The sequence below is a fragment of the Caldococcus noboribetus genome (assembly GCF_055389385.1).
The window spans coordinates 916,791-940,877 of record NZ_AP042475.1; the positions used below are offsets into that span (position 1 = coordinate 916,791).

The window sequence follows — 24,087 nt, forward strand, 5'->3', positions numbered from 1 at the left end:
TCACCACCTCATATTACGCAGCCCGTCCCAGCGTACCTTATGTGCTTGCTTGTCATCTCCCAACTGCCGTCCGAGTGCACAACTGCAGAGGCCCTCCTGGTGGCCCAACAGCTGGTCACTATACCTATGGCGAAGGTTGCTGGGTGCCTGTAAGAGTAATCTATCTTAACGTCCAGGGCCGTGAGGCCTCCGCCAAAGCCGTGAGGCCCTAGCCCGAGCTTGTTTATCGCGTTAAGCAGCTCAACCTCTAACTTGGCTATGTTGGGGTCAGGGTTGCGCTCCCCAACGGGCCTCAGCAGGGCCTTCTTTGCAAGGGTTAAGGCTATGTCCGCGCCAGCAGCCACCGCGACGCCCACTATCACGGGGGGACATGGCAGGGGGCCGTACTTCACTATGGTGTCTATGACGCCGCTCTTGAGCTTTTCAAAGCCAAGTATAGGCTCGCTCATTATTAGCGTTGCCGGAAACTCGCTCCCGCCTCCTTTGGTCATAAACCATACCTTTAAGTCATCGCCTTCCACTATATCTATGTGAATCCATGGTATATACCTACCTGTGTTGTCGCCGCTGTTCTTCTTATAGAACGGGTCCACCGCGTTGGGCCTCAGGTAGCCGTCCTTAGTAGCCCTCCTGACGGCCTCCCGTGCAGCGTTAACAGCGCCCAGCCTAAGGGGGAAGTTCTCACCCATCTCAAAGAAGAAGTAGGGGGTTCCCGTGTCCTGGCATATGGGGACCTTCCTTGTGCATGCAATATCTATATCTTTTAAGATAGCCTCGAGCTGCTTCTTAGCCAGCGGGTTTGTTTCCTTCTCATAGCCCTCCTTCAGCGCCCTGTAGACGTCCTCAGGTATGCTTGTGGCGGCCGTCCTTATCATCTCATAGAAGACTCCCACTAGATCCTGCTCAGTTATGCCCAATCCTCACACCAGGCTCAGGCTGTCGCATTAAGCTAAATATTCCTTTACTATAAAATCCTCAATACTAAGTTAGACTACCCGAGCTAGCCAGCCTCCCTATTTCTGACGCTATATCATAGGAGGCGTCCCTTAGCTGGGGAGGCTGCGGCTCTTCCTTGAGAACCTGGAGCAAGCCATCATGGACTCTCTCAGGCGTTGCCTCGCTGCAGCTGAGCACCCTGTAGCCTTTCCTGCCCTCAAACAGCTTTGCATTCTCTTCATGCTCAAAGTGTCCATCGATCTTCAGTATGATAGCTCTTTTCCTCATCATTGAGACCTCAACAAGGCTCCCATAACCGGCTAGCACCACCAGTGCCTTAGCATTAGCTATAACCTTAGTTGGGTCAGGAACGAAGTTCTCTCCGCCAAGGATAATGGTGTTAACGCCTGCCTTAGTTAGATAAGCCTCCAGCTGCATGGCCAGCCTAAGGCCGGCGTTCGTCCCGCCTATGTTGACTGCCACATAATCATCCTCTTTAGGCTCAAGATAGCTTTCATGAGTTGGGATCTGGCCATACCTCAGAAAGCCTCTGTTATCATCCCAGAGGCCCACATTAAATCTAAGGGTAAACCTGAGAAAGTTCCTTAGGACCCATGAGTTGATCCTCCTGGAAACATAGTTAGCTGAGCTACCCAGTGACGTTATGTCAGTTATGAGCGCTGACCGCTGAGGTAACTTAAGGCCACTCATGAGAAGCTCCCACGGCTCATCACCTATAACCATGTCGAAGTCCTCCAGGTCCAGGTGCTCAGCTATGGCTCGAGAGTTGCGCCTCAAGTCAAGGTAAAGCTTAGCCAACCCAACAGGCGAGAACGTCACCCTGCAGTCCTTTATTATGTTTGTGATCGAGTCCCCAAGGCTCCTTAACTCCTTGGACAACTCGTGAAGCCTTTCGCCCCTGGCCTCAAGGTACTTAGCTGCCCTGCCGGCTGTAAGCCACGTTATGTCGGCCCAGCTGAGCAGCCTCGAGAGCCTGTAGTCCCTGGTCACGTGGCCTAGGCCTACGCTCGAGCTAACGTACAGTACCTTAAGCCTCAAGCCTCGCACCTGAAGCACGTACTAAAGCGTATTTTAACGCGTTGCTCTATGTTACCACCAGGAATAGTAACGAGGTGCTGAACTTGAGTATAGTCATAGGTAAGGTGAACAGGGAGCTCTTTGAGAAGGTCATTTACCCTCAGCTGGGCGCGAAGGACCCTTCTGTCATAGTTGGGCCTCAGTTCGGGGTTGACTTCGGGGTTGTGAGGGTTGGAGACTATGACCTGATATTTGAGGTAGACCCCGTCTATGTCGTGCCTGAGTATGGCTGGGAAAAGAGCGCGTGGTTCGCGGTGCACATACTTGCCAGCGACGTTGCCGTGTCAGGGGTACCGCCAAGGTACCTATTCATAGACCTTAACCTGCCACTCAACATGAAGGACGAGGAGCTGGCCGCGCTGTGGAGCTATATACACAGGGAGTGTAATAAGCTGGGCATATCAATAGTTGCCGGCCACACAGGCCGCTACGGAGGCGTTGACTACCCGATGATCGGCGGCGCCACCATGGTTGCAGTGACCCCTAAAGATCACTATGTGACGCCCGGCATGGCGAGGCCTGGGGACGTCGTCATAATGACTAAGGGCGCCGCTGTGGAGACCGCGGGGATACTTGCATCCATGTTCCCCGACGTGCTGAGCAGAAAGTACGGCGATGATTTCGCCAGAAAGGCTCAGGGTATCTTCTGGCTCCAGTCCGTGGTCGACGATGCGCTCACACTCTCGCAGCTAGGACTAAGGACTGGCGTCACAGCAATGCACGACGCTACTGAATACGGCGTATGGGGGGCGCTTAACGACATAGCTGAGGCCAGCGGAGTCTCGATAAGGGTTCACAGGGAGAGACTGTTCATAAGAGATGACGTAAAGAAGGTAGTTGATGCCTTCTCGGAGTATACGTCTGTGCCTGTAGACCCATACGCATCAATAAGCGAGGGCACACTGATAGCCACCGTTAAGCCTGAGGTTGCTGAAAAGGCGGTGCAGCTCCTGAGGTCTAAGGGCATTGACGCAGCTGTTATAGGCGAGGTGACGGAGGGCAAGGGAGTTTACCTAGTGGACGACGGCAGTGAGAAGCCTATCTCCCAGCCCGAGAAGGACCCCTTCTGGGAGCTCTTCTTCAAAGTGCTTCAGATGCGGAGGTGAGCTGACGTGGGCAGGTGGAGCGTACCAGTGGCAATGACCATAGCCGGCATAGACAGTGGCGGCGGCGCTGGGGCCAACGCCGACCTGAAGACCTTTGCCGCCCTCGGAGTTCATGGAACTGTCGCCGTGACTAGCGTCACTGCTCAGAACACGTACTCAGTGACGGGCATATATGACATGAGCCCAGAGGCCGTTGTAAGACAAATAGAGACGGTCTATGAGGACATGGGTATAGACGCCGCCAAGACCGGCATGCTAAGTAACAGGGACATAGTTCATGCCGTTGCAGCCGAGCTGAAAAAGTATGACTTCCCCCTAGTTGTGGACCCAGTCATGGTCGCTAAGAGCGGCGCGCAGCTGCTTAAGGATGATGCTGTAGACGTGCTTATTAAGGAGCTCCTGCCCAGGGCCACGCTCGTGACTCCAAATGCGCCTGAGGCAGAGCGACTCTCAGGCATTACAATAAGAAATGTTGAAGATGCCCGCCGCGCGGCTAAGGCTATCGTAGACAGGACAGGGGCCGTCGCAGCCCTAGTCAAGGGTGGCCACCTGGGGGGCGACGAGTCTGTTGACGTACTGTATTACAATGGAAGCTACTGGGAGTTCAGGGCCCCTAGGATAAACACTGAGGACACGCACGGCACAGGGGACGTGCTATCAGCTGCCATAACCGCCTTCCTAGCCAAAGGCCTCCAGCTACCTGACGCCGTGAGGGCTGCCAAGGACGTGATAACAGAGTCTATAAGGTACTCGCTTAGGCTGGGCAAGGGGCATGGGCCCGTGAACCCCTCAGCGTGGAGCTATGTACCAGCGATGAAGTACAGCGCCATAGAGGACCTCAGAGCAGCCATAGACATGCTTAAGCAGCAGGAGTACTACGTTTCAGTTCTCGTTCCTGAGATATCAATAAACATAGGGGAGGCGCTCGAGCACCCCTACGCCAGGGGCGTTAATGATGTGATAGCTATTCCAGGCAGGATAACAAGGTATGGTGATAAAATAATGGTTCACGGCGATCCTACGCCAGGGGCCTCAAGCCATGTAGCTAGGGCTATCCTTGCATACATGAGCAAGTACCCAGAGTACAGGGCTGCCGCCAACATAGCCCTAAACGATTACATAAAGAAAGCCGTTGAGTCCCTAGGACTTAGGTGGTCCTACTACGACAGGTCCGAGGAGCCTGAGAACGTCAAGGAGGCCGAGGGCGGCTCCATACCGTGGGGCATCAGGAGGGCCCTTGAGAAGACTAGCGGACCTGTCGAGGTAATTTACGACAACGGGGACTTTGGCAAAGAGCCCGGATCCTTCGTCTTTGGGCGCAACGCCATGGAGGTTGCCAGCAGGATGATTGAAATTGGAAGGAAGGTAAGGGAGCTGATGAAGCAGGGGAAGTAGGGCTAACGCTTCCTCCCGGTCCTCCTTGCAGCTATGTGACCTACCTTCCTGCCCGGCGGGGCATTTCTTGAGGTCGTCGTCGGCCTGCCCTCGTGCTGGTGGAAGCCTCCTCCAAACGGGTGATTGGCGGCATTCATAGCGACGCCCCTTACTGTGGGCCACTTAGTTCCCTTGACCCTGTACTTGTAGTAGCTGTTGCCAGCCTTCAGGAGGGGCTTCTCTATCCTACCAGCCCCAGCTGGGACCCCTATGGTAGCCCTGCAGTCGCCTGAGAGCTCCTTCTCCCTCTTGCTCGGCAGCAGCACCTTCACGGTGTCGCCTGACTTACTTAGGACTATAGCGTAGCTTCCCGCCTGCCTGGCCAGCTTTCCCCCGTCACCAGGCCTGAGCTCCAGGTTGTAGACCAGGGTGCCCTCAGGTATCTTAGAGAGGGGAAGCACGTTACCAAATGTAGGCTCAGCGTCAGGGCCTACTTTTATCTTCTGGCCAACGAACATGCCCTCGGCTGCTGGCATCAGGAACTCCTCGCCGTTAGTTAACACCACCCTGGCAAGGGGCACGTACCTGCCAGGGTCGTGCACTAGCTCCTTAACAACTCCCTCAAGGGTCTTGTCGGAGAGCTGAGGGTACTTTGCCGGACCTGGGTGTATGTGGTCTGGGTTCCTAAATGTCGGCGACCCTTTACCTGCCCTCTGTTGCCTTAAGCTCTTTCCCATCCCTTACGCCCTCCTCTGTAGGTGAAGTGGGTAGGTTTTTAAGCAGTTTCGTGAAGTCCAGCACCCTCACCTGCCTGGTTCTGCCTACCTCATCTATCATAATGGCATGGCCCACCGGCAGGGATTTCAGCTCCTCGGGCCTCTCAATGCCAAGCTGGGCCCCCAGCTCCGCATAATAGCTGGTGAACCCGCCAAAGACTAGCTTGTAGCCCGTGTTGTCAACTATTGGGCGGCCTACGTCTGAGGGCAGCTGAGTCGCGTAGACTACGTAAAGCCCCTTGCTCCTGCCCTCCCTCAGGGCGAACTCCATGTGAACCGCGGAGCCCCTGGCAAAGCGCCAGGCCTCATCAAGTATCATAACGACTCTGCCCCTGAGGTCGCCCTCGCTGGCACTTAATGCCATAGAGCTCACGAGCAGCGAGCCGTAGACGTTCCTAACCTCATTAGGCAGCCTCGTCAGATCATAAACCACGAGGCCCTCCGGATCCAGCCTTCCGATGCAGACCTTAATGTTAGCTCCCTCGCCCGTCTCGCGGCTGCTCTCTAGAAGCTTTACTGCTATGCCGTCAAGCCTCCTCATAGGGACGCACTCGTCCTCGCTAGGAACCACGTAGGAATCCGCGACCTCTCTAAGCATGGAGGCGAGGTCGCCCTTAGGGTCTACAACCACTACGGCCCTTGGGTCGCCAAAAGTCTGATGCAACGACGCGAGCTGGGACGCAAGGCCAGAGAGCATCACCGTCTTGCCCCTGCCGGTGGGCCCAAAGACCCCCATGTGCACCCTGAAGGCGTAGGGCCACCTTAGCACGACCAGGTTCCCCGGCTCATTTATGTCCTCGCCTACCACGACCCCGTCCTCATCGTTTATGTCCTCTCTATTAACTATGACGAGGTTGTTGCTGTTCTCGCTCAGCCACGTGGGCTCAGCCGAGCCCAACAAGGTAGATATGTCTGAGGCCGCGACCCTCCTAAGCCTCACCTGGGCCTCTGCCTCAACAAGCTCCTTGAAGGCCTCAGCGTTCAGCTCGGCTTCCCTGTCACCCTCGGGAACCCATACTATAAATGAGAAGCCCCCCACGTAGGGTACCTGTGAGCGGAGCACCTCCTTATACAGACCCTCAAGGAAGCTCAGCCTCTCCCGGTACTTCACATGCCTGGTAGCGCTATAAGCAAAGTCGGCCTTACGTATCTCCTCCTCAAGCTCCTTAAGCAGGGAGCTCTTGCTGACCGAGTACATGCTGCTCAGGAACGTAACCGAGAGCCTTGACGACCTGGCCAGCTTAGCAAGCCTAAGTGGGAGGTCGCTGCCCTCCCTGGGAACTCCGTCCGCCACATAACCTATGCCCACCAGCCTCTTGCCATCTATGTACACTGATGGCCTTGCGCCGCCCTCGTGTTTTATCCCAAGCGAAAGCCTTAGCTCCCTCGAGGCCCGCATGTTCCTTACCATTAGGGCCACTGTGGCCGTGGCGACGCCTGCTAGGAACAAGTCAAAGGCATATGACGGGTTCAATGCTCAGAACACCCTTGGCATTATTCCCCTCCTGCCTCCGAGCAGCCTTGCGAGCGCATACGCTATTGTGGTGAGAGTAGCCATATACATAAATGGCACAACTAGGTAGTAGACTATGAACTCCTCAATGACATTGACGGACAAGTAGTTTATGCCGAAGAACTTGGTGGCATAGTCCATGGTGACGAATCCGCTCACGTTAGGGGCCTGGCACCTACCAAGGCTGAGGGAGGCCGAGAGGTTCAGGGGCCCCTCGAAGTACCAGGAGTTCCCACTCACCCCAAGCCATGTCCACGTGGAGCGCCCTGGCTCCACGCTAGATGATATGTTAACTTCGCAGCCCTGTGGAGCCCTGACCTCCAGAAGCCCCCCATAGCCAAGGTTGGCCTCAACCCTGACGCCATTAGCTGTCTGCTCTAAGCTGACCTGGTTTGGCTGGTTGGTGAATATCATAACGTCATTGCCTGCGCTATAGATAATGTAGGGGGACCTGAGGGTTACCTGCTGCGAGAAGCTATAGTTAGACGGGTTAAATGGGTAAGGCTCTAGCGCGGAGCCCACACCGTCTATCACGACATAGGCGTAGACGGGCTGCGAACTTGGCATTGAAACCATCTGGGGCTGGGGTGACTGGGGGTCATACGCATAGCCGTCACTCTCAACCCAGTACTGGGCTACCTTGGTGGCGCTTCCACTGACGTTAGCGTAGAGCTCGAGCACGGAGTAACCCAAGGGCTGGCCGTTGGCGGTGTAGACGGCCACCTTCTCATATGTTAACCCCAGGGCGGCCGCGCCCGGGGAGACGCCTATGGAAGGGGAAGAAGCTATGGCTGACTCAAACGCTGGCATCACCTGCAGGCCCACACTGAACGTCACAACGAAAGCTATGAACCACGCTCCAGCCTCACGGCCTAGCCTGAAGGGGAGCGCGAAGAGCACGAGGCCCAGCAGCGCAATTAAGGTCCCAGCGTACCTAACTATGGCCTCTATGGCCGCAAGCGTTATCATTAAAAGCAGGTCGGCCGTCAGGGCGTCATTGAAGGGGGACACAAGTGCCCTGGCCGCGGAGCCGCCCGGCACATATGAGGCCAGCGAGGAGAGCGCCAGGAGCGCTACCTTAACGCTCAGGAGCAGCTCTATCCCATTAGTAAGCCAGGAGTCGAAGTAAGGCCATGAGCCGCCGAGCATGCCTGCTATGCCCTGGGCAAACTCCATGATGGCAGTTAGCGATATGGCCAATATGAAGGAGAACATGGAGTCCCTCAGCAGTGTGCCTCCCCACCTCTTTATCCCCCTAATAGGTATTGGCAGGGCGTAGATCAGGACCCCTATATAGAAGGAGAGCAGGGCCAGCTTGACTGCAAGCTGAAAAAGGTAGCCATAAGAAATCATGGCGAGCCTACCACCGCCTTTACGACGTAAGTTATGAATGTAAACACGGTGCTTCCAAGGGCCAGCCAGAGCGCTGCCCATATGGAGTCCTCAACTAGCCCCGAGCCGGCCCTCTTCAACCTTGAGAGCGGTATAGGGGCTCCCCGCAGCGTCCACCCTATAGTCCACGTTAGCAGGAAGAGGGCCCAAGCCGCCAGCGTGACCTCCTGCGTGAGCTGCTGTATGAAGCTCACCACGTCAGCCATTGCTTGACACCAGCCTATAGCGCGGCCAAAAATTGCAGGGAGGGGTAAGCGGAACAGGCGAAAGTGAGGAACCCATATAGGGTCGTTGAGTTCTCAGGCGTTAGCAGCGCCAAAGAGGATTGTTAAAGACTTTAAATTCCCTTATGAACCCTCGAGTGCGGCGAGGGCCTTGTCTGCGAACTATCCTGAGTGGCACTGGATTCATGAGTGGAGCACCCCTGGCACGTTTCATGCGCACGCAGTGAAGAGGGTTTATGCATTTGGCAAGAGCAAGTATCAGACCTACCTTGTAGTGGAATTCGAGGACTTAGGAAAGGCGCTCGTTATTGACGGCAAGACCCAGTCAGCCCTTATAGATGAGTTCGTTTACCACGAATCCCTCGTCCAGCCAGCCATGATAGCTCACGGCTCCCCAAGGAGCGTCCTTATACTTGGGGGCGGCGAAGGCGCCACAGTGCGCGAGGTACTTAAGTTCCCCTCAGTGAACAGGGTAGTAATGGTGGACATAGATGAGGAGGTAGTAAACGTCTGCAAGGAGCTCCTGCCGGAGTGGCACATGGGAGCCTTTGACGACCCGAGGCTAAAGCTGGTTATAGATGATGCTGAACATTACGTCACAACTACCAACGAGAAGTTTGACGTGATAATAGCTGACCTAGTTGATCCAGAGGAGGGAGGCCCAGCCTGGAGGCTTTACACCAAGGAGTTCTACGAGCTGCTTAAGACAAAACTTAACAGGGGAGGAGTCTTCGTAACGCAGGCCACAAGCCCTGTGCTCACGCCCTCTGTGCATGCAACCATTTATAATACGGCCAAAGCGGCCTTCAAGCATGTAGTGTCTTACTACGTTTACATAAGGAGCTTTGAGGGGCTCTGGGGCTTTGTCATGGGTTCTGACGATGTAGAAGTTGAGTCTCTGCGCTCTATGAACGACGTGGACTCCCGGCTCAGCTCCATAGGAGTAAAGGGTAACAGGTTCTACGACTCCGAGAGCCATCGCTCGATGTTCAACGTACCTAAAAATGTAAGGAACCTTCTGGCGTCATGGAACGAGGTCTCAACGTTAAGTCACCCCGTTTACCTGCCAGCCTAACTCTAATGACTTCTGATGGCCTTTTCATTTAATAATTTAGGAATTTAGGTTCTTAATACAAACTAAGCACAACGACCTTGGCTTTATAATTTAGCTAGCCTGCTGCCCTTCGATCAGAACGGCATTAATGACCCCGTTCTGCCCTGGCCTCGAGGTGACCTTAGCTAGGCCGGCTGAGGTTCTAATTATAGTGCCCTTAGTTATTATGTTCCTCCGCGCGTACTCCCTGTTGGCAGGCGTTGAGACAACAGCGAGTATCTTAGCCTTAACGCTCTTGCCAGTCTTAGGGTCGCTGACCACTGCCTCATTCACGGCTCTAAGTGACAGCTTATAGTTGCCCCCCATAACCCTCTTGACCCTGACGTCGCGAGAATCGCCCAGCACGGTAGGTACGAAGTAGTCACCCATGGCATACCTTCTCTTCCTCTTGTGCGGCAATGACCTGAGGCCGCCACTGGGCTTCTTAAGGTCCCTGTACTGGTACACGCCCATTGCCTGGCACCAGGGTTAAGCATTGGTCTTACACATAAAAGCATTAATGGCGACGCAGGCCTCCGCCGGAGGGACAAGGTAGATAGGTAAGTTCCCTCGCGATAGCCTCTGCAGCATCCGGAATTACTTTTGATAACGCCCTCCTTATCTCTTCCCTGGCCGCGCTCTGGTCAAGGTCCCTCGGAGCCCAGCCTACCACCCACAGCAGGGAGTCCAAGTGAGGCGTTGGCACACCACTCATCAGCGAGACGTCCCTCCAGGCCCTCTGGGCCTCCGCGGGCGACCTGACAAGCTCGTGGTAGTCCCTGGGCCCTCTGACGAGCCCGCTTGTTAGAGTGACGCAAGCTACCCTAACATCTATGGGCATCGGAAGGTCAAAGACTAACGGTCTCATGATGCCCCTGGCCCTTGCAGCATAGTAAGCCATCTTAACGGAGAACGCCACTGTCTTTCTAGCCTCCTTGGAGCCCAGCGAGGCTGCCACGGAGCTTAGGATCTCTTGTGGCCTCTCTATGACTAGCTGAGGTTGGGCCATGATCCTTTCCAGGAGGTCTTTCATATGTATTCCCACCCTCCTAACCCTCCTTATCTTGATGTCCCTGCCAATTAGGGAGCCAGGACAGTTGCTCAGGAACCATACTACATTATCTATGGCCTCATTAATGGACCTTGGAGCCCCCCTGTCACCTAGCATGTCTGAGACACACTGCCACCACTCCTCGCCTCTCATAGTCAATCTATAGCTTGACAGGGCCACCAGGAGAGCGTAAACGGTGGCCGGCCCTCTCCCTACCCTTTCCGCGAGCCTCTGCATGTCATCATATTGTGGGTCAAGGGCCTCCTCAAGCCTTAGAATGCCATCTACTCCCGCTGCCGAGATGACCGACGCTACGGCTCTAACCCTCTCGCTGTCTACTATAGCTACCACCACGACCAGCCCCGTGGCTCCAAAGGTTTCCCCCTAAACTCTACTCCATGCCCCTCCTTAACTTTCCCTACTACAAAGCAAAGCGAGCCGCAGGACCTAAGAAACTCATCAAGGGAGCCCGCCGGCACCACCACAGCCAGGTTGTAGTCCTCCCAGCTCATGACGCTTTCCTCTGACGTGAGCAGCCCTTCTAGCCGGGGGTCCACAACTACATCTTCTAACGATATTAGTACGCCGCTGGACCTGGCTATGTTGCTGAGGGTCACAAGCCACCCGTCGCTGTTGTCCGATGAGGCATGAGCATACCTTGAAATGGCTTCAGCCACATCAACGTAGGGGCGAGGCCTTGCAATCCTCTTTATGATCCCTTCATCGATGTCCCTAAGCGAAACCTCAGACCTCATAATCTTGTAGGCTAGCGCCCCATATCCAAGGTAGCCAACCTGCACTACAACGTCGCCTGGAGCCGCCCCGCTTCTCGCCACAGGCCTATTAGTGGAGCCTACCACTGCTACATCGATCCATGCATCAGCGACAGACTTATTAGCGTCAGCCTTGTACACCTTGGCCCCCACGTCGTGGGAGGCGTCTCCAACCCCCTTAGCCACCTCCTCGAGCACGTCTACTGACGTTGCGCCTACGCTATAGGCTATTGCTATGGGCCTACCCCCTGAGGCCACGACGTCACTGGCCGACGCCACTGTGGACTTGTAGCCCCAGTCACTCCAGCTCATGAATGGGAGCCTGCTCATGGAGGCTGCGTAGCCATCTATATTAATAAGGAGACCCTGAGGCCCTGCAGCGTCTACACTAAAAATGTCGGCGTTTCCGGCCAGCTCCGCTAGCCTTCTTAAAATACCCTCCTCGCCCTGCAACCCGTTACGTCCCGAGTGTTAAGGAAACTAATTCTTATTAACCTTGACACCTCTAACCTGCACGGTGCGCCTCAACGATACCCAGCTCCATTGGCATCATACCTGACGGCAACAGGAGGTTCGCCAAAAAGCACGGCCTGAGCTACTTTCAGGCCTACAGGCAGGGGTACGGCAGGCTGAGGGACGCCCTCAGGTGGGTCATAGAGGAGGGGGTCAGGAGGGCCGTGGTCTACGTGCTCAGCTACGAGAACTGCACCAGGAGGTCGCCGGTGGAGAGGGCCGTCCTGGAGGACCTGCTTGTCAACGGGCTGAGGGAGCTGAGGGAGGACGAGGTGGTAAACGGCGAGAGGATAAGGGTGAGGGTCGTCGGTGACCTGGGCCTTGTCTCTGAGGCCGCCAGGAGGGAGGCGGCCGCCCTGGAGGAGCACACCTCAGGCTACGACGGCGGCTCCCTGCACCTGGGCGTGTGCTACAGCGGCGAGTGGGAGAGGGGGCTCATAGCGTCAGGCCTGCAGGCGCCCTCCATAGCCGCAGGGGTGCCGCCCATAGACCTGGTCATAAGGACCGGGGGCATGAGGAGGCTGAGCGGCTTCTTCCCGCTTCAGGCGAGCTACGCTGAGCTCTACTTCACTGACACGCTCTGGCCCGAGTTCAGCAGGGAGGAGCTGAAAAAGGCCCTCGAGTGGTTCGAGCTGCAGAGGAGGAACTTCGGGGCCTAAGCAGGCTCAAAGTACTGTATGTCTGTTATAGTGCCCTTTCTCTGGTCCTTGGGCTTAAAGACAGGCTTTAGCTCCATGCCCACGTAGACCTTGCTTGGATCTGCATTTACTATGTGTATCATTCCATTAGTCGCATCGTCAGGCTTTATGACGCCGACCACTATGGGCTTCTCAAGCCTGTTGCCATAGAGGTCCTCATAAACCACTGTGTAGTACTGAAGCCTCCACGGTCCCTTGATCTCTACTAGTGAGCCCTCGCTGAAGTCAGGGCAGAAGGTCTTAGGCGGCACGTATACCGAGCCGTCGCTGCACTTCATCCCAAGTATTCTGCCCTCAACCAAGGCCTTGGCTAGCTCGAGCCCATGAAGTCCTGGAGTGTAGACGTACTTGTCTACTTCCTCACGCTCAGGCCAGAATATTAAGTCGTGAACCCTACCATGCTTATTCCAGCTCATATCCATCACCTCACAGGCTCAAAGCACTCAATATCTAAAATAGACCCCGTTCTCTGCTCGGCCGGCTTCCACCTGGCCTTAACTTTCATGCCTATGGTACTGTCCTTCTTTGCCTCCTCTGGGTCTATGCAGAGCTTGTGGAAGAGGCCTGCAAACTCATAGCTGTCCTCCTTATAACCTGGCACGTCGAGCCTTATGACGCCGACGACCTCGGGCTTCTCAAGCTTCTCCCTCCTCACAGATATGTAGCTCACTACAGCGGTCTGCACGGTGCCCGTGTCAGGAACCTCAACCCAGTCGGTTAGAGCCACGTGGCAGTACTCGCAATAGTCCCTCGGCGGCACGTAGATTCTGCCACACCTAGGGCACCTGCGTCCAAGTATTTTTCCTTCCTTGAGCCCTTGCAGGAACCTTGAGATGCTAGGCCCCGCTGAGAACTCATACTTGGCCTGAGGGCTTGACTCCACAAGGCCTAACAGAGAGTACATCTCCTTTGCGCTGAGCTTAGTTCCTGGAAGCTTCACACCCTCCCTTGAGCTCATATATATCACCTCCCTCAATTACTTAAAACAACAACCGTTCCAGCCTGCATGAGATCGCCCCACGCATTGGCTACCGCCTTGTGGACCGGCTTCTTAACCTGCCTCTTGCCAGCCTCATACCTCAGCTGCCAGAAGAGCTCAGCTACCTTCATTAGCCCAGCTGCGGCTATCGGGTTGCCAACTCCCAGCAGGCCTCCGCTTGGGCTCGTAGGCAGCTCCCCGTCCCTCTCGAAGTACCCTTCCTTAAGCAGCTTCCACGCCTCGCAGGGCCTGGCCAGCATAAGGCCCTCTATGTGGTGCAGCTCCTTGTAGTCAAATGGGTCGTACGGCTCTGCGACGTCTATCTCCTTCCAAGGCCTCTCTATTCCAGCCATCTTGTAGGCCATCCTTGCTGCGTAGTTGAGATACCTTGGGAATGCCAGCTCCCTGTTCTCCCAGTGCTGGTTGTCAAGCGTGAAGCCTATGCCGTCTATCCATACTGGGGAGTCGGTAACCTGCCTTGCGGTGTTCTCATTGGTGATGACTAGCGCCGCCGCGCCGTCAGTTACGGGTGATATGTCAAGCTCGTTAACTGGCCATACCAGAAGTTCACTCTTAAGAACGTCATCCACTGTTATGTTCGCCGCCACCTGCGCCGCAGGGTTGTCGAGCGCATTGCGCTTGTTCTTAACGCTGACTAACGCTATGTCCTCCTTCTTGGCGCCGCACTTAGCCATGTACCTCCTCATCTCCATAGCAAATATCCATATCAGGTTTGGCTCTAGGGGCCTGTGAAGTATTGGATCCCATATGTACCTGAAGACGTACTGCGGGTGAGGGTGAGCTGGGCTCATCTTTTCCTCGGCTACCGCTAAGACTGTTCTGCAGAGGCCACTGGCCACGTGCCACCAGGCTGCTACTGGCACGAAGACGCCAGTGCCGCCCCCTACGAAAACCCTTGTCATGGGCTTGTTTAGGGCGCCTGAGCCGTCTGCAAGGTACTCGCCCTTCATGTGAACGCCGTCGAAGGTGTCCGGCGCCGAGCCTATTACCACGCAGTCTATGTCCCTTAGCGTCAGCCCTGCCTGGTCAAGGGCCTGCTTTGCGGCCTCCCACGCGAGCTCCCTAGGCGTCTCAAGGGCGCGTCTCATGAAAGTGGTTATACCCGCACCCACAATCGCGACCCTATCCTTAACGAACAGGTTACTCACCACGCGCATCACCCCTCAACGTCTGAAGACAAAACAGCCACAACGCTCGTATACGTGGGAACCCCCCTCCATGATGCGACCACCGCCCTCCTGGCCCCCTTGAGCTGGTGCCTTCCGGCCTCGCCCCTCAGCTGGAGGACCGCCTCAAGGAACCTGGCTAAGCCTGTGGCCTCCAGCGGAACTCCCATGGCCAGGCTACCGCCGCTGGGGTTAAGCGGGAGCCTTCCATCAAAGTTAAACTCCCCGGCCTCCAGCATCTTGTGGGCCTCGCCCTCAGGCGACAACATTAGCTCTTCGGCTGAGAGCAGCTCCATAAAGCTGAACCTGTCCTCTATCTCTGCAAAGCTGACGTCCTTCTGGGGGTCAGAGAGCCCAGCGAGCTTGTAAGCCATTAAGGCTGCGCTTCTCAGCGACGGCATCCTGCCCCACTGGTGCCACTCGATGGAGCCGCTCCCCACCTCGGTTGAGTATCCAATGCCGTCAAGCCACACTATCTTGTCCGTGAACTTCCTTGCCACGTCCTCGCTTGCCAGCACCACAGTTACAGAGGCGTCCGAGAACTCGGCTATCTCATACCTAGTCATAGGGTATAATGAGTAGGGCGCCGAAAGAACCTCATCAAGCGTTATCCTTGATGAGTATGGGGCCCTGTCGTTACGAAGGCCGTTGTTCCTGTTCTTAACCGCCACCATTGCTAGGTGCTCCCTCTTAGCCCCAGTCCTACTCATGTAGGCCTGGGCGTCAAGGCCTGCTATGAAGAACGGGTTGCCCGTGCTTAGGGGCCTTATGTGAAGCGGGTCCATAGCGAAGTAGTAGATGTCCTGTAAGGTCTTTATCTCGCTGGGCTTTCCGTGAGACTCAACGGCTACCACGTTGGCAAGGCCCGACTTTATCAGCATATACGCGTGAGCTACTCCCTGCAAGCCGTCGCCTGGCACCGTGAAGGTAGGCCTTAAAGTACCACCTATGGGCTCTGGGGCAAACTCGTCAGTTATAGCTATGCCTTCCCACAAGTCCTCCTGGCAGTCCACAAAGACGTCAATGTCTTTCCTTGGATCCACGTTAGCGTCTGCGTAGGCCCTGTGGGATGACTCAAACATCATTCCCTGGAAGCTTACCTCAGGCGTTGACGGTTTGAAGCCGTAAAAGCCCACTCCTATTACCGCTATCCTTCCACTTCCCATACTTACTCTGCCTATTATAAATGAACTCCTTTATTAAAATAAAAGCTGTGCTACTTACTGGATACATAATCGGGTCCAGTATTAAGGGTGGGATTGTGACCTATATTTGGACTCCGCCCAGAGATCTAGTACAGCAGGCCAACGTCACGCGCTTCATGGAGTCCCATAAGATAGAAAGCTATCAAGACCTCGTGAGGCGCAGTACGTCAGACATCAAGTGGTTCTGGGGTAACTTGCCCAAGTGGCTAGAACTTGAATGGTTTACCGAGCCCAGGGAGGTCTATGACTCCTCCAGGGGCATCGAGTGGACCAAGTGGTACATAGGCGGTAAGATAAATGTGAGCTATAACGTCCTTGACAGGCCTATCAAGAGGGGGCTTGGAGATAAGGTTGCTATGACGTGGATAGGCGAGGACTCAAAGGTTGTCAGACTAACATATAATGAAATGCTGGACTACGTTAACAGATTCTCTAACCTGTTAGTGGAGCTTGGAGTTGGCAAAGGTGATGTAGTAGCTATATATGCCCCGATAATGCCTGAGAGCGTCATAGCAATGTTGGCCTCCATGAGGGTAGGAGCCATAGCGGCGCCTATCTTTAGCGGCTACGCGCCCGAAGCTGTAGCTGAAAGGTTAAAGCTTGGAGATGCCAAGGTGCTAGTAACAGTCGACGGTTATTATAGGAAGGGAAAAGTGATACTGCTTAAGCCTAATGCTGACGAGGCCGTTAGGCTCTCTGGACTTAAACCTAAAGTAGTAGTAATAAGGAGGCTTAACGCAGAGGTTCCCATTAATGAGGAGAGAGACCTTATATTTGATAAGGAGGTGCAGTCCAAGAGGCCTACCTTTGAGCCCGCGGAGACTGAAGCCGAGGACCCCGCAATCCTGATGTTCACGAGCGGCACCACCGGGAAGCCCAAGGGGGCCGTGATAAGCCATGCAGGCATGCTGCTTCAGCCTACGAAGGAGCACTACTTCAACCTTGATATAAAGCCTGGCTGGGAGGGATTCAATGACACCCTCTGGTGGATAACTGACCTGGGCTGGATGATGGGGCCATGGATGGTAATTGGTTCCCAGGCGCTGGCGCCTCTCACCTCTCAATAGAGGGAGCCCTTGACTACCCCACCAAGGACAGGGTTTGGGACATAATAGAGAAGTTTAAGGTAACTCACCTGGGCTTCGCCGCTACTGCAGGCAGGCTGCTTAAGTCCCTTGGCAAGGATGCCTATGAAAGCCACGACTTGTCCTCTCTCAGGGCCTTTGGTAACACCGGCGAGCCCATTGATGAGGATACCTGGATGTGGGTGGTCAAGGACCTCGGCGAGGAGAGGAGGCCTATGATAAACCTGAGCGGGGGCACCGAGATAATGGGATGCTTCCTGCTGCCAAGCCCAGTAGTGCCGCTTAAGCCCACCACGCTCTGGGGCCCGGGCCTTGGCATGGATGTTGACGTATTTGACGACAATGGTTCGCCGGTGAGAGGCAGGCCGGGCTACCTAGTTGCCAAGAAGCCTGCCCCAAGCATGACAAGGGGGCTCTGGAAAGACCCTGAGAGATACATAGAGACCTACTGGTCCAGGTTCCCAGGGGTCTGGTACCACGGGGACTACGCACTTATTGACGAGGATGGTTTCTGGTACATACTTGGAAGGGCCGACGACGTCATAAAGGTAGCCGGCAAAAGGCTGGGCCCAGCAGAAGTTGAGACCATAGTAAACAGCTACCCCAAGGTCGCCGAGAGCGCGTGCATAGGTTACCCGCACCCCGTCAAAGGCGAGGTAGTTGTCTGCTTTGCAATACCTAAGCCAGGCCAGACGCTTGAGAGCGCTGACCTAGATAACATAAAGAAGCTGGTGGCAGAAAAACTTGGAAAGCCCTTCGAGCCTGAGGCCGTAGTGCCAGTTAAGGACCTGCCCAGGACAAGGAGTGGAAAGATAATGAGGAGAATTGTGAGAGATGCAGCCCTTGACAAGCAGGTGGAACAGTCCCCCGTAATTGATAACCCAGAGTCCATAAACTACGTGAAAGAGGCCGTAGTGATGCTAAAGAGGGTTATGAAGTGAAGGACCGCTCGGACAATCTAGCCCTCTTCACCGCCCTCAGGCCCGAAACCTTTCCTCACAGCGGCCAGATAGTAGAAATGCGCGGAGCCTTTTAGGCGTGTCTTCCATTGCACTCTAAAGCTATCCTCTCAAGGGCGTCAGAGGCCCCCTTCATGAAGTGGCCCTTGACCCATGGCTCAAAAGGCTTTAAGTACCATGCGAGCCCGACGTCCCAAACAGTGATCATGTTGTTCCCTTGAACTTTAATCGTCACGGTGCCCCTCACAGGGCCTTTAACATACTCCATGGCTACATATCTTTCGGCTTCATTTACTAGCGCGGTCGCCAGCCCTTTATTCAGAGGCCCGGGAAAGGCGAATCTTATACTAATATAGTGCCTACGCCCATCATAGTTCCTAACGTTGACCTCCCTGTGCCCTCTCCAGTATCTTGGCATCTGGCTTAGGTTAGTCACCGCTCTCCAAGCGCATTCAGGGTCCGAGACCTCCTTAGAAATTGTGAACTTTATCGCCACGGTGACCCCCTTAACTCTATAGCAGCTTCTTTTTAGAACATTTGTTTATATAGCAACATTTATAAGCATTCAAAGAATACTTGTAATACAGAGGTGACATGTATGAGCTCGGAAGGGAACCAGCAAGGGGAGTCCTCAGAAAACAGGGTCCAGCAGAAGGAGAAAGTGTACACCATACGAGGTCTTGACCCAGACCTCTATGATAGGTTCACAAAGGTCGCAAAGGAGGTAGGGGTCACTGTTGGTGACTTAATGAACATGGCTATGAGCAACCTGCTGGTGACGCTTGAGGTCTCCAAGGATGCGGCCCAGAAGGCCTCGTCTAAGATGTCCAAGATAGCTGAGAAGCTCAAGGCCGCCCAGTCAGCCGCTATAAAGACCATGGTTAGCATGGTTGGCGACTTTGACCTTATAAGCGATATAGACGAACTCACAGTGAGCAAGAACGATTTATTGAGCCTAGACAAGCCTGTAGTCTTCTCAAACATTAAGAGGTTGGTGTTCTTGCCTGATGTTGACTGGGACACCATAAGTTCAAAGGTGAGGTCCATTAAGGTCGTCAACGAGTTGGTTGTTCCAAAAGGGATACCTGTGCTTCAGCTCGCCAAGAGGTGCCAGCTCGTTAAGAAGATAGTTGTCCAGGAGTAAGGTCTGGCCAGGGTTAGGGAGCTCTTTCCTTGGTTAGGAAGGCAATGCAAAGATTTTTCTTCCTCTTAGGCTCCTTATATCCTTGTTTTCTTCTCTTCAGATACTTTTATAGAGGCCACGAGGTCGTCGGGATCAGTCTTAAGCATTAAGCTTTCTCCGCTTAAGACCGCATAGCCCTGCTCGTTAAATGGCCTTGAGCTGCTCTTAGTAGAAAGTGAGCCAGCAATAGCTACCCTGAAAGCGCGCGAGTACCATAACGCATGGGCATGGCCAGCAACAACGAAAACCCTGGGCCTGTGCAGCCTCATAGCATAGATGCTCAGGACGAGCCTCTTACTGGCCCTGGCAGCGAGCCTCGTGACGAACTTTGTGAAGCCCTCGCTGACCACATTACCTTGATGTCCATGGATCATGAGCACCCTTCCTCCGAGCGCAGAGTAGGAATCTAAGCCCCCTACTCCTAGCGCCTCTTCGTTATCCCCTCTCACCAGTATGACGGACTTAGAACCGCCATCACTGACCAGCCTCAGGAGCTCCGGCAATGACGTCGCCAAATCAACAGAGTCTCCTAGCAGGATCACGGAGTCGTGCTCCTCCTCCAGAGCCCGCCTTAAGAGCTCTAGGTTAGTGTGAGGATAATGAACGTCTGATAACACCAGCGTGGCCTCCACGCAGAGTCTCCACAATTAGCCTTACCTATTACGGGTAAAAGCTTAGCCTCAACTTCACCTTGTTAACTCTGCTGGGTGCGACCCTAACTTAAAAAACGCTGCAAGTAGGTGACATCTGGTGGATGGGGCTTCAAGTGGAGGCAGTCACTCTGGGTCTCCAGGAGGAACACATATTAATAGAAAGGTTCACGGCGGTCCTTGAGTGGACGAGGACGAGATTAGAATCGGGCATAGGCCTGGACGACGACTTTATTTCGTCGCAGCTAAGCTTTCTTAGGGACTTTGTAGTTTCATGTCACTTCACAAAGGAAGAGCTTTACATATTTCCTAAGTTAAGGGCCCTTGGCGGCGACGTCAAGTCGTTAGAACTTGAGCTTGAGGAGGATCACAACACCATAAGGACGCTTGTAGACAAACTCAAGACTGCCTGGGAGACCGGCGATGTTGGGCTCTTAGATGACACGCTCGGAGACCTCACAAAGAGGCTCCTTAGCCACCAGGAGAAGGAGAACAGCGTCGCATTCGCCTACGTGGAAATGTACACTAATGACGACGAGAAGAGCCAGCTGCTGAACGAGCTAAGGCAATTTGACTCAAAGCCCGAGTGCAATAAGACGTCCCTAGAGAGGCAGCTCAGTTACATGTTCTCAGTCATGGAGGGCTGACGGACCTTAGCTTATTGCCCAATGTTAACGCTTTTATCTTCTGCGCATCACAGATTTGACGCTTCGCAAGCCCTGGAGCGTGGAAGGAATTGCAGAACCTGCTAGTGACCAACGATGATGGCATAGATAGCGTGGGGCTGCGATATCTGGTGGAGGAGCTCGCCTCAAGGGGGCTCGAAGTCTATGTTATAGCGCCTGCCTCACAGGTGAGCGGCGCCAGCAAATCTAACTCCTTCAGAGTGAAGGTGGAGAAGCGTAGAGTTGAGGGGGCTAGGGAGGCCTGGGCGATAGATGGGAGGCCCGCGGACGCTGTGGCCATAGGAATAAAGGCGCTGCTGCCCTCGAGACCCGCGATGGTTGTATCGGGAATAAACATTGGCCCCAACATGGGTCTCGTGGACTTCTTCACGAGCGGCACAATAGGCGCAGCCATTGAGGCCTCTCTGCTAGGCGTTAAGGCAGTGGCGTCTAGCTATGCGGTGCTGCGCGGCCTCAGGGATGAAAAGGATCTAAGAGGTCTCAGGACTGCATCCATGATTACAGCTGATATAGTGTCGAGACTTGTAGATATAATTTATGAGCTGGCCGACATAGATATCATAAACCTCAACTTCCCCAGAGGGGAGCCCAAGGGAATAACTATAGCGCCTATAGCAAACATCGCTAACATAGAGATCTATAATGGCGAGGACGAGAACACCTACCACGTGCTCGGCTGGAGGACTGACGACCTCGGCGTGGCTTACTCGGGGGGAGAGGAAGGAAGCGACGTTGACGTTGTCAAGAAGGGCTACGCCTCACTGACTCCTATATGTATAAGGTGCCTGAGCGTCGCTACCTATCCCGTGAGCTCCCTGGGCAGGCTCAAAGAAGCCCTCGCAGGGCTCCTCTAGAGCCCATCCATTAGACTTACTTCAGGTTCTAACCTCCACTTAACAGCTCCACCTTGATGACCAGGGCAGGCAGGCCCTGTATACTGCTATTATAAGCGAGGGGTTCACTGCCCCAAGAGCCTTGGGTGGACACTTGTCCCTGCAACTTAACGTGAGGGTTTTGTTGCCCAGTTTCACTTCTATCTCGTCCCTGCCTAGGAGCCTCACCTCAAAATTTCCACCATTGACTGCACCCCATTTAAGCTTAGAGCTGAGCAGGCTCACGCCAACGTCCTTAGGTGGCTTTAGCCACATCAGTGAGAGCGAGGCCATATCCGCTGCCGTCCTGGCCTCAGCCGTCAGCCCTCTAGCTTTGAAGCTCGCCTCTTCCACGAGGAGCGCCGAGGCCCCAAGCTCTACAGAAATAAATGTTAGCATCGCCGCCGAGCCTGTTGTGTCTGCGTCCATGAGCTCTACTGCGTTGCTGAGCCCTACCATCATAGGCGCACTAAGCTCCCTAAGCGCGGCGAGCCTCTCAAGTGAACCCCAGAGGCCTGGCACCAAGGGGGGCCTTATCACCGGGTCTAGAATTGGCCTGACGCCTTGGCTTATCGCATGCTTCATATAGTCTCTTACAAGGCTTATCTCACTATCATTGCTCACGGTTATTACAAGGTACTTGCCGCTGGCCCACGAGAGATCCCTGAGCTGCCACGGCCTAAGGCTCAGGAGCACTTCAAACTCTGAGGAGTACTTACTCAGGACCTCAGACCTTGCGTCAAGGCCTAGAGCGATTTTAACGTCGCTTATCGCGGCCAGGACGTCCATAAGCATGCCTTCAGCTTTCTCAGTTATGGGAGCCAGCACTACTACGTCGGCTCCATCGGCAGCTAGAGTCTTGGCTGTATCAGCTATTTCTTCTACTCTCTCAGACCCCTTGATAGCTATCTCTGAGAGAACCCTTACGGGGGGAGGCCTGATAGGGATAAGTTCGCGATTTCTGAGGCTCCCTAAGGCCTCCCTAGCCATGGCGCTTACAAGGTCGGGCCTATACTTCTCTAGGCTGAGGTCCTTGCTAAGATTAAGGTCCCCTTTCTCCAAAAGCTGAGCCAGGAGCCCTAAGCCCTCAGGGCCTTTATACACATTGGCGCCTACCAGCTCGGCGCTCCATGGATAGCTTCCTGGAATTATTATGTAATCATAGTTTGTCCCCGCCCTTTGAACTATTGTAGCCCTAAGGCTCTCAGGGTCCAAGAAAAGCAAATCATCAACTTCTAAGAAGTCAACGTCAATACCGTGAGGCGCCCTCTTCATTATAGTATCCCTAAACTTAGAAGCCTCGCCTGTGACTACGAGAAGTACCTTAGTCATAGTATCAGCAGCTCCCTCTCTGCTCCTCTACCCTCCAGGCCCAGCAGGGATACCTTGAAGCTGGTGCCGTCGCCTAGCTCAACTTCCTCCATGTCCAGCGCAAGAGCTGCCGCCACCCTGCCTATGGAGTCCCCCTTCATTATACCGCTGCCGCTGGTCCCAGCCACCACCACGAGGCCACTCGAGTAGGGCTCATATATTACAGGCAGCCCGTCAAAGCTTATGTCATAATGCCCTGCCCACGAGGCCTCTGGGTACTTAAGGCCAAGCTGAGGGAAGTAGAGGCTCAATACTGGCAGGATCCCGTATGTGTAGTACCTCTCCTCGGCCGTTGGGTTTTCGTCCCTGGCAAAGGGCCTGCCAAGCTCATCAGCCATCCCAACCCAGAAGGTATTCTCCGCAGGGTTGGGCCTTATGTAGGCGCCCTTAGGCAGAACGGTGAACGGCATTACCTTCTCGCTGTTAAGACCTTCAGCATAAAGCACCGACCTTAGCTCCTGCGTATCGGCCTTTATCACGAAGATCTGCCTCTTCTTGGGCCTGCTGTAGGTGTCTATCCCTATAGGGTTCAGGAGGTCGTTGGCCCAGACCCCCATGGCAGCCACTACCTTCTTCTTGGCCTCCAGGACCCTTCCATCCCCTAGCCTGACGCCACTGACCCTAGCCTCCTCCCAGGGGAATGGCTCGCCCTCTATGCCAAGCGGCTTAGTGGGGGAGATCAAGAACTCCTTCACTGGGACTCCGAGCTGAAACTCCACGCCCATAGACTTGAGCTTACCATAATAATAGTCTACCAGCTTCTCGGCGTCTAGAACCCCGGCATACTTGAACAGGTACCCCTTTACTATGTCACCTACGCCAACTATTTTAGACTCCTCGCTCCCGCTGACATCCGTCCTCATGTGTAACAGCCTGCTAAGAGTCTCTGGCTGAAGTTCATCGACGTCAACCCCCATGGACTCAGCCGCCTTAACTCCCTGTCTTACTATTTTATCAGAGCTGGCGTCGACAGCAAAGAGGTAGCCCACCTTAAGCATCCCTAAGCTAAAGCCCTCATCTTGGATCTTCTCATAAAACGTTATGCTTCCCTTGGCTAGCATCAAATTTACTTTGTTTGTGAACGCCGCTCTGAACGCTGCGGCGCTCTTAGATGTATCACCAGCCCCTACGGAGTCCTCCTTATCAATAACTATTACCGAGGAGTCAGGGCTCATCGACTTTATGTGATAAGCAGTGGCAAGTCCCGTTATGCCAGAGCCTACTACTATGTAATCGTACATTTGACCTCCTAGTGTATACATTGCCGAGCAGTGGCTTTTATTAGGTATCTATCGTAAGAAATCCCACGACCTAACCTTTTGATTTGAATTAATGAGGCTAACTATTTAGTTTTTCCTTACAA

The 24,087-nt window shown here is 54.4% G+C and carries 26 protein-coding genes; 9 read left to right on the plus strand and 17 right to left on the minus strand.

Annotation, left to right across the window (positions count from 1 at the left end):
* Positions 1-8 precede the first annotated feature (8 nt).
* Complete coding sequence (locus tag ACZ5GQ_RS04750) at positions 9-917, minus strand: fumarate hydratase (RefSeq protein ID WP_498856036.1); 909 nt, start codon at positions 915-917, stop codon at positions 9-11.
* A gap of 64 nt (positions 918-981) precedes the next feature.
* On the minus strand, positions 982-1,995 hold the full coding sequence (locus tag ACZ5GQ_RS04755; RefSeq protein ID WP_498856037.1) for a glycosyltransferase: 1,014 nt from the start codon (positions 1,993-1,995) through the stop codon (positions 982-984).
* 74 nt (positions 1,996-2,069) lie between these two features.
* On the opposite strand from ACZ5GQ_RS04755, the gene ACZ5GQ_RS04760 reads away from it, so the two are divergent.
* A complete protein-coding gene (locus ACZ5GQ_RS04760) occupies positions 2,070-3,140 on the plus strand; it encodes an AIR synthase family protein (RefSeq protein WP_498856038.1) in 1,071 nt (356 codons plus the stop codon).
* Positions 3,141-3,146: 6 nt separating this feature from the next.
* Positions 3,147-4,535 carry a bifunctional hydroxymethylpyrimidine kinase/phosphomethylpyrimidine kinase gene (locus ACZ5GQ_RS04765; protein ID WP_498856039.1) on the plus strand — a complete coding sequence of 463 codons (1,389 nt, stop codon included), beginning with the start codon at positions 3,147-3,149 and terminating at the stop codon, positions 4,533-4,535.
* A 2-nt stretch (positions 4,536-4,537) separates the two neighbouring features.
* Here the strand turns inward: ACZ5GQ_RS04765 and ACZ5GQ_RS04770 are convergent, their stop codons facing one another.
* From ACZ5GQ_RS04770 to cedA1, 4 genes are read right to left on the minus strand one after another with little or no spacing between them, the layout of a single operon-like run.
* A complete protein-coding gene (locus ACZ5GQ_RS04770) occupies positions 4,538-5,251 on the minus strand; it encodes a 50S ribosomal protein L2 (protein ID WP_498856040.1) in 714 nt (237 codons plus the stop codon).
* The gene (locus ACZ5GQ_RS04775) at positions 5,217-6,764 is read right to left on the minus strand and encodes an ATP-binding protein (protein WP_498856041.1); all 1,548 of its coding nucleotides are present in this window, start codon (positions 6,762-6,764) and stop codon (positions 5,217-5,219) included. Before ACZ5GQ_RS04775 ends, ACZ5GQ_RS04770 begins: the two co-directional genes overlap by 35 nt.
* Positions 6,765-6,767: 3 nt before the next feature.
* Positions 6,768-8,156, minus strand: coding sequence for a hypothetical protein (locus ACZ5GQ_RS04780; RefSeq protein ID WP_498856042.1), 1,389 nt, complete (start codon positions 8,154-8,156; stop codon positions 6,768-6,770).
* Positions 8,153-8,401, minus strand: coding sequence for a DNA import protein CedA1 (gene cedA1, locus ACZ5GQ_RS04785; RefSeq protein ID WP_498856043.1), 249 nt, complete (start codon positions 8,399-8,401; stop codon positions 8,153-8,155). The genes ACZ5GQ_RS04780 and cedA1 overlap by 4 nt, the downstream gene beginning before the upstream one ends.
* 169 nt (positions 8,402-8,570) lie before the next feature.
* On the opposite strand from cedA1, the gene speE reads away from it, so the two are divergent.
* Positions 8,571-9,494, plus strand: coding sequence for a class I SAM-dependent methyltransferase (gene speE / locus ACZ5GQ_RS04790; RefSeq protein ID WP_498856044.1), 924 nt, complete (start codon positions 8,571-8,573; stop codon positions 9,492-9,494).
* 90 nt (positions 9,495-9,584) lie between these two features.
* On the opposite strand, the gene ACZ5GQ_RS04795 is transcribed toward speE, so the two are convergent.
* From ACZ5GQ_RS04795 to ACZ5GQ_RS04805, 3 genes are read right to left on the minus strand one after another with little or no spacing between them, the layout of a single operon-like run.
* Positions 9,585-9,986 carry a 30S ribosomal protein S8e gene (locus ACZ5GQ_RS04795; protein WP_498856045.1) on the minus strand — a complete coding sequence of 134 codons (402 nt, stop codon included), beginning with the start codon at positions 9,984-9,986 and terminating at the stop codon, positions 9,585-9,587.
* Positions 9,987-10,029: 43 nt separating this feature from the next.
* The gene (locus ACZ5GQ_RS04800; protein ID WP_498856046.1) at positions 10,030-10,917 is read right to left on the minus strand and encodes an N-glycosylase/DNA lyase; all 888 of its coding nucleotides are present in this window, start codon (positions 10,915-10,917) and stop codon (positions 10,030-10,032) included.
* Entirely contained in the window at positions 10,908-11,789 is an 882-nt protein-coding gene (locus ACZ5GQ_RS04805; RefSeq protein WP_498856047.1) for a thiamine-phosphate kinase, read from the minus strand. Before ACZ5GQ_RS04805 ends, ACZ5GQ_RS04800 begins: the two co-directional genes overlap by 10 nt.
* Positions 11,790-11,887: 98 nt before the next feature.
* Between ACZ5GQ_RS04805 and ACZ5GQ_RS04810 the strand changes: the two genes are divergently transcribed.
* Positions 11,888-12,508: an undecaprenyl diphosphate synthase family protein gene (locus tag ACZ5GQ_RS04810; protein ID WP_498857377.1), complete on the plus strand. Its 621-nt coding sequence runs from the start codon at positions 11,888-11,890 to the stop codon at positions 12,506-12,508.
* On the opposite strand, the gene ACZ5GQ_RS04815 is transcribed toward ACZ5GQ_RS04810, so the two are convergent.
* Genes ACZ5GQ_RS04815 through ACZ5GQ_RS04830 form a run of 4 tightly spaced genes read right to left on the minus strand, consistent with a single transcriptional unit; the run spans position 12,505 to position 15,879 of the window.
* Positions 12,505-12,963 carry a Zn-ribbon domain-containing OB-fold protein gene (locus ACZ5GQ_RS04815; protein ID WP_498856048.1) on the minus strand — a complete coding sequence of 153 codons (459 nt, stop codon included), beginning with the start codon at positions 12,961-12,963 and terminating at the stop codon, positions 12,505-12,507. The genes ACZ5GQ_RS04810 and ACZ5GQ_RS04815 overlap by 4 nt on opposite strands.
* A 5-nt stretch (positions 12,964-12,968) precedes the next feature.
* Complete coding sequence (locus tag ACZ5GQ_RS04820; protein WP_498856049.1) at positions 12,969-13,505, minus strand: Zn-ribbon domain-containing OB-fold protein; 537 nt, start codon at positions 13,503-13,505, stop codon at positions 12,969-12,971.
* A gap of 14 nt (positions 13,506-13,519) precedes the next feature.
* On the minus strand, positions 13,520-14,704 hold the full coding sequence (locus ACZ5GQ_RS04825) for a thiolase domain-containing protein (protein ID WP_498856050.1): 1,185 nt from the start codon (positions 14,702-14,704) through the stop codon (positions 13,520-13,522).
* The gene (locus tag ACZ5GQ_RS04830; protein WP_498856051.1) at positions 14,704-15,879 is read right to left on the minus strand and encodes a thiolase domain-containing protein; all 1,176 of its coding nucleotides are present in this window, start codon (positions 15,877-15,879) and stop codon (positions 14,704-14,706) included. The genes ACZ5GQ_RS04825 and ACZ5GQ_RS04830 overlap by 1 nt, the downstream gene beginning before the upstream one ends.
* 95 nt (positions 15,880-15,974) lie before the next feature.
* On the opposite strand from ACZ5GQ_RS04830, the gene ACZ5GQ_RS04835 reads away from it, so the two are divergent.
* Positions 15,975-16,985: an AMP-binding protein gene (locus tag ACZ5GQ_RS04835; protein ID WP_498856052.1), complete on the plus strand. Its 1,011-nt coding sequence runs from the start codon at positions 15,975-15,977 to the stop codon at positions 16,983-16,985.
* Positions 16,937-17,944 carry an acetate--CoA ligase gene (locus ACZ5GQ_RS04840; RefSeq protein ID WP_498856053.1) on the plus strand — a complete coding sequence of 336 codons (1,008 nt, stop codon included), beginning with the start codon at positions 16,937-16,939 and terminating at the stop codon, positions 17,942-17,944. The genes ACZ5GQ_RS04835 and ACZ5GQ_RS04840 overlap by 49 nt, the downstream gene beginning before the upstream one ends.
* A 91-nt stretch (positions 17,945-18,035) precedes the next feature.
* Here ACZ5GQ_RS04840 and ACZ5GQ_RS04845 read toward each other — a convergent pair whose 3' ends face one another.
* Positions 18,036-18,458 carry an SRPBCC family protein gene (locus ACZ5GQ_RS04845; RefSeq protein ID WP_498856054.1) on the minus strand — a complete coding sequence of 141 codons (423 nt, stop codon included), beginning with the start codon at positions 18,456-18,458 and terminating at the stop codon, positions 18,036-18,038.
* 102 nt (positions 18,459-18,560) lie between these two features.
* On the opposite strand from ACZ5GQ_RS04845, the gene ACZ5GQ_RS04850 reads away from it, so the two are divergent.
* Positions 18,561-19,106 (plus strand): hypothetical protein, encoded by a 546-nt coding sequence (locus ACZ5GQ_RS04850; RefSeq protein ID WP_498856055.1) that lies wholly within the window; start codon positions 18,561-18,563, stop codon positions 19,104-19,106.
* 74 nt (positions 19,107-19,180) lie between these two features.
* Here ACZ5GQ_RS04850 and ACZ5GQ_RS04855 read toward each other — a convergent pair whose 3' ends face one another.
* A complete protein-coding gene (locus ACZ5GQ_RS04855) occupies positions 19,181-19,777 on the minus strand; it encodes a metallophosphoesterase family protein (RefSeq protein WP_498856056.1) in 597 nt (198 codons plus the stop codon).
* 134 nt (positions 19,778-19,911) lie between these two features.
* On the opposite strand from ACZ5GQ_RS04855, the gene ACZ5GQ_RS04860 reads away from it, so the two are divergent.
* Both ACZ5GQ_RS04860 and surE read left to right on the plus strand, forming a co-directional pair.
* The gene (locus ACZ5GQ_RS04860) at positions 19,912-20,442 is read left to right on the plus strand and encodes a hemerythrin domain-containing protein (RefSeq protein ID WP_498856057.1); all 531 of its coding nucleotides are present in this window, start codon (positions 19,912-19,914) and stop codon (positions 20,440-20,442) included.
* An 89-nt stretch (positions 20,443-20,531) separates the two neighbouring features.
* The gene (surE, locus tag ACZ5GQ_RS04865) at positions 20,532-21,335 is read left to right on the plus strand and encodes a 5'/3'-nucleotidase SurE (protein ID WP_498856058.1); all 804 of its coding nucleotides are present in this window, start codon (positions 20,532-20,534) and stop codon (positions 21,333-21,335) included.
* A 39-nt stretch (positions 21,336-21,374) separates the two neighbouring features.
* Here surE and ACZ5GQ_RS04870 read toward each other — a convergent pair whose 3' ends face one another.
* Together ACZ5GQ_RS04870 and ACZ5GQ_RS04875 are read right to left on the minus strand one after the other, a co-directional pair.
* Positions 21,375-22,685, minus strand: coding sequence for a hypothetical protein (locus ACZ5GQ_RS04870; RefSeq protein ID WP_498856059.1), 1,311 nt, complete (start codon positions 22,683-22,685; stop codon positions 21,375-21,377).
* On the minus strand, positions 22,682-23,965 hold the full coding sequence (locus ACZ5GQ_RS04875) for an NAD(P)/FAD-dependent oxidoreductase (protein WP_498856060.1): 1,284 nt from the start codon (positions 23,963-23,965) through the stop codon (positions 22,682-22,684). Before ACZ5GQ_RS04875 ends, ACZ5GQ_RS04870 begins: the two co-directional genes overlap by 4 nt.
* Positions 23,966-24,087: the final 122 nt, after the last annotated feature.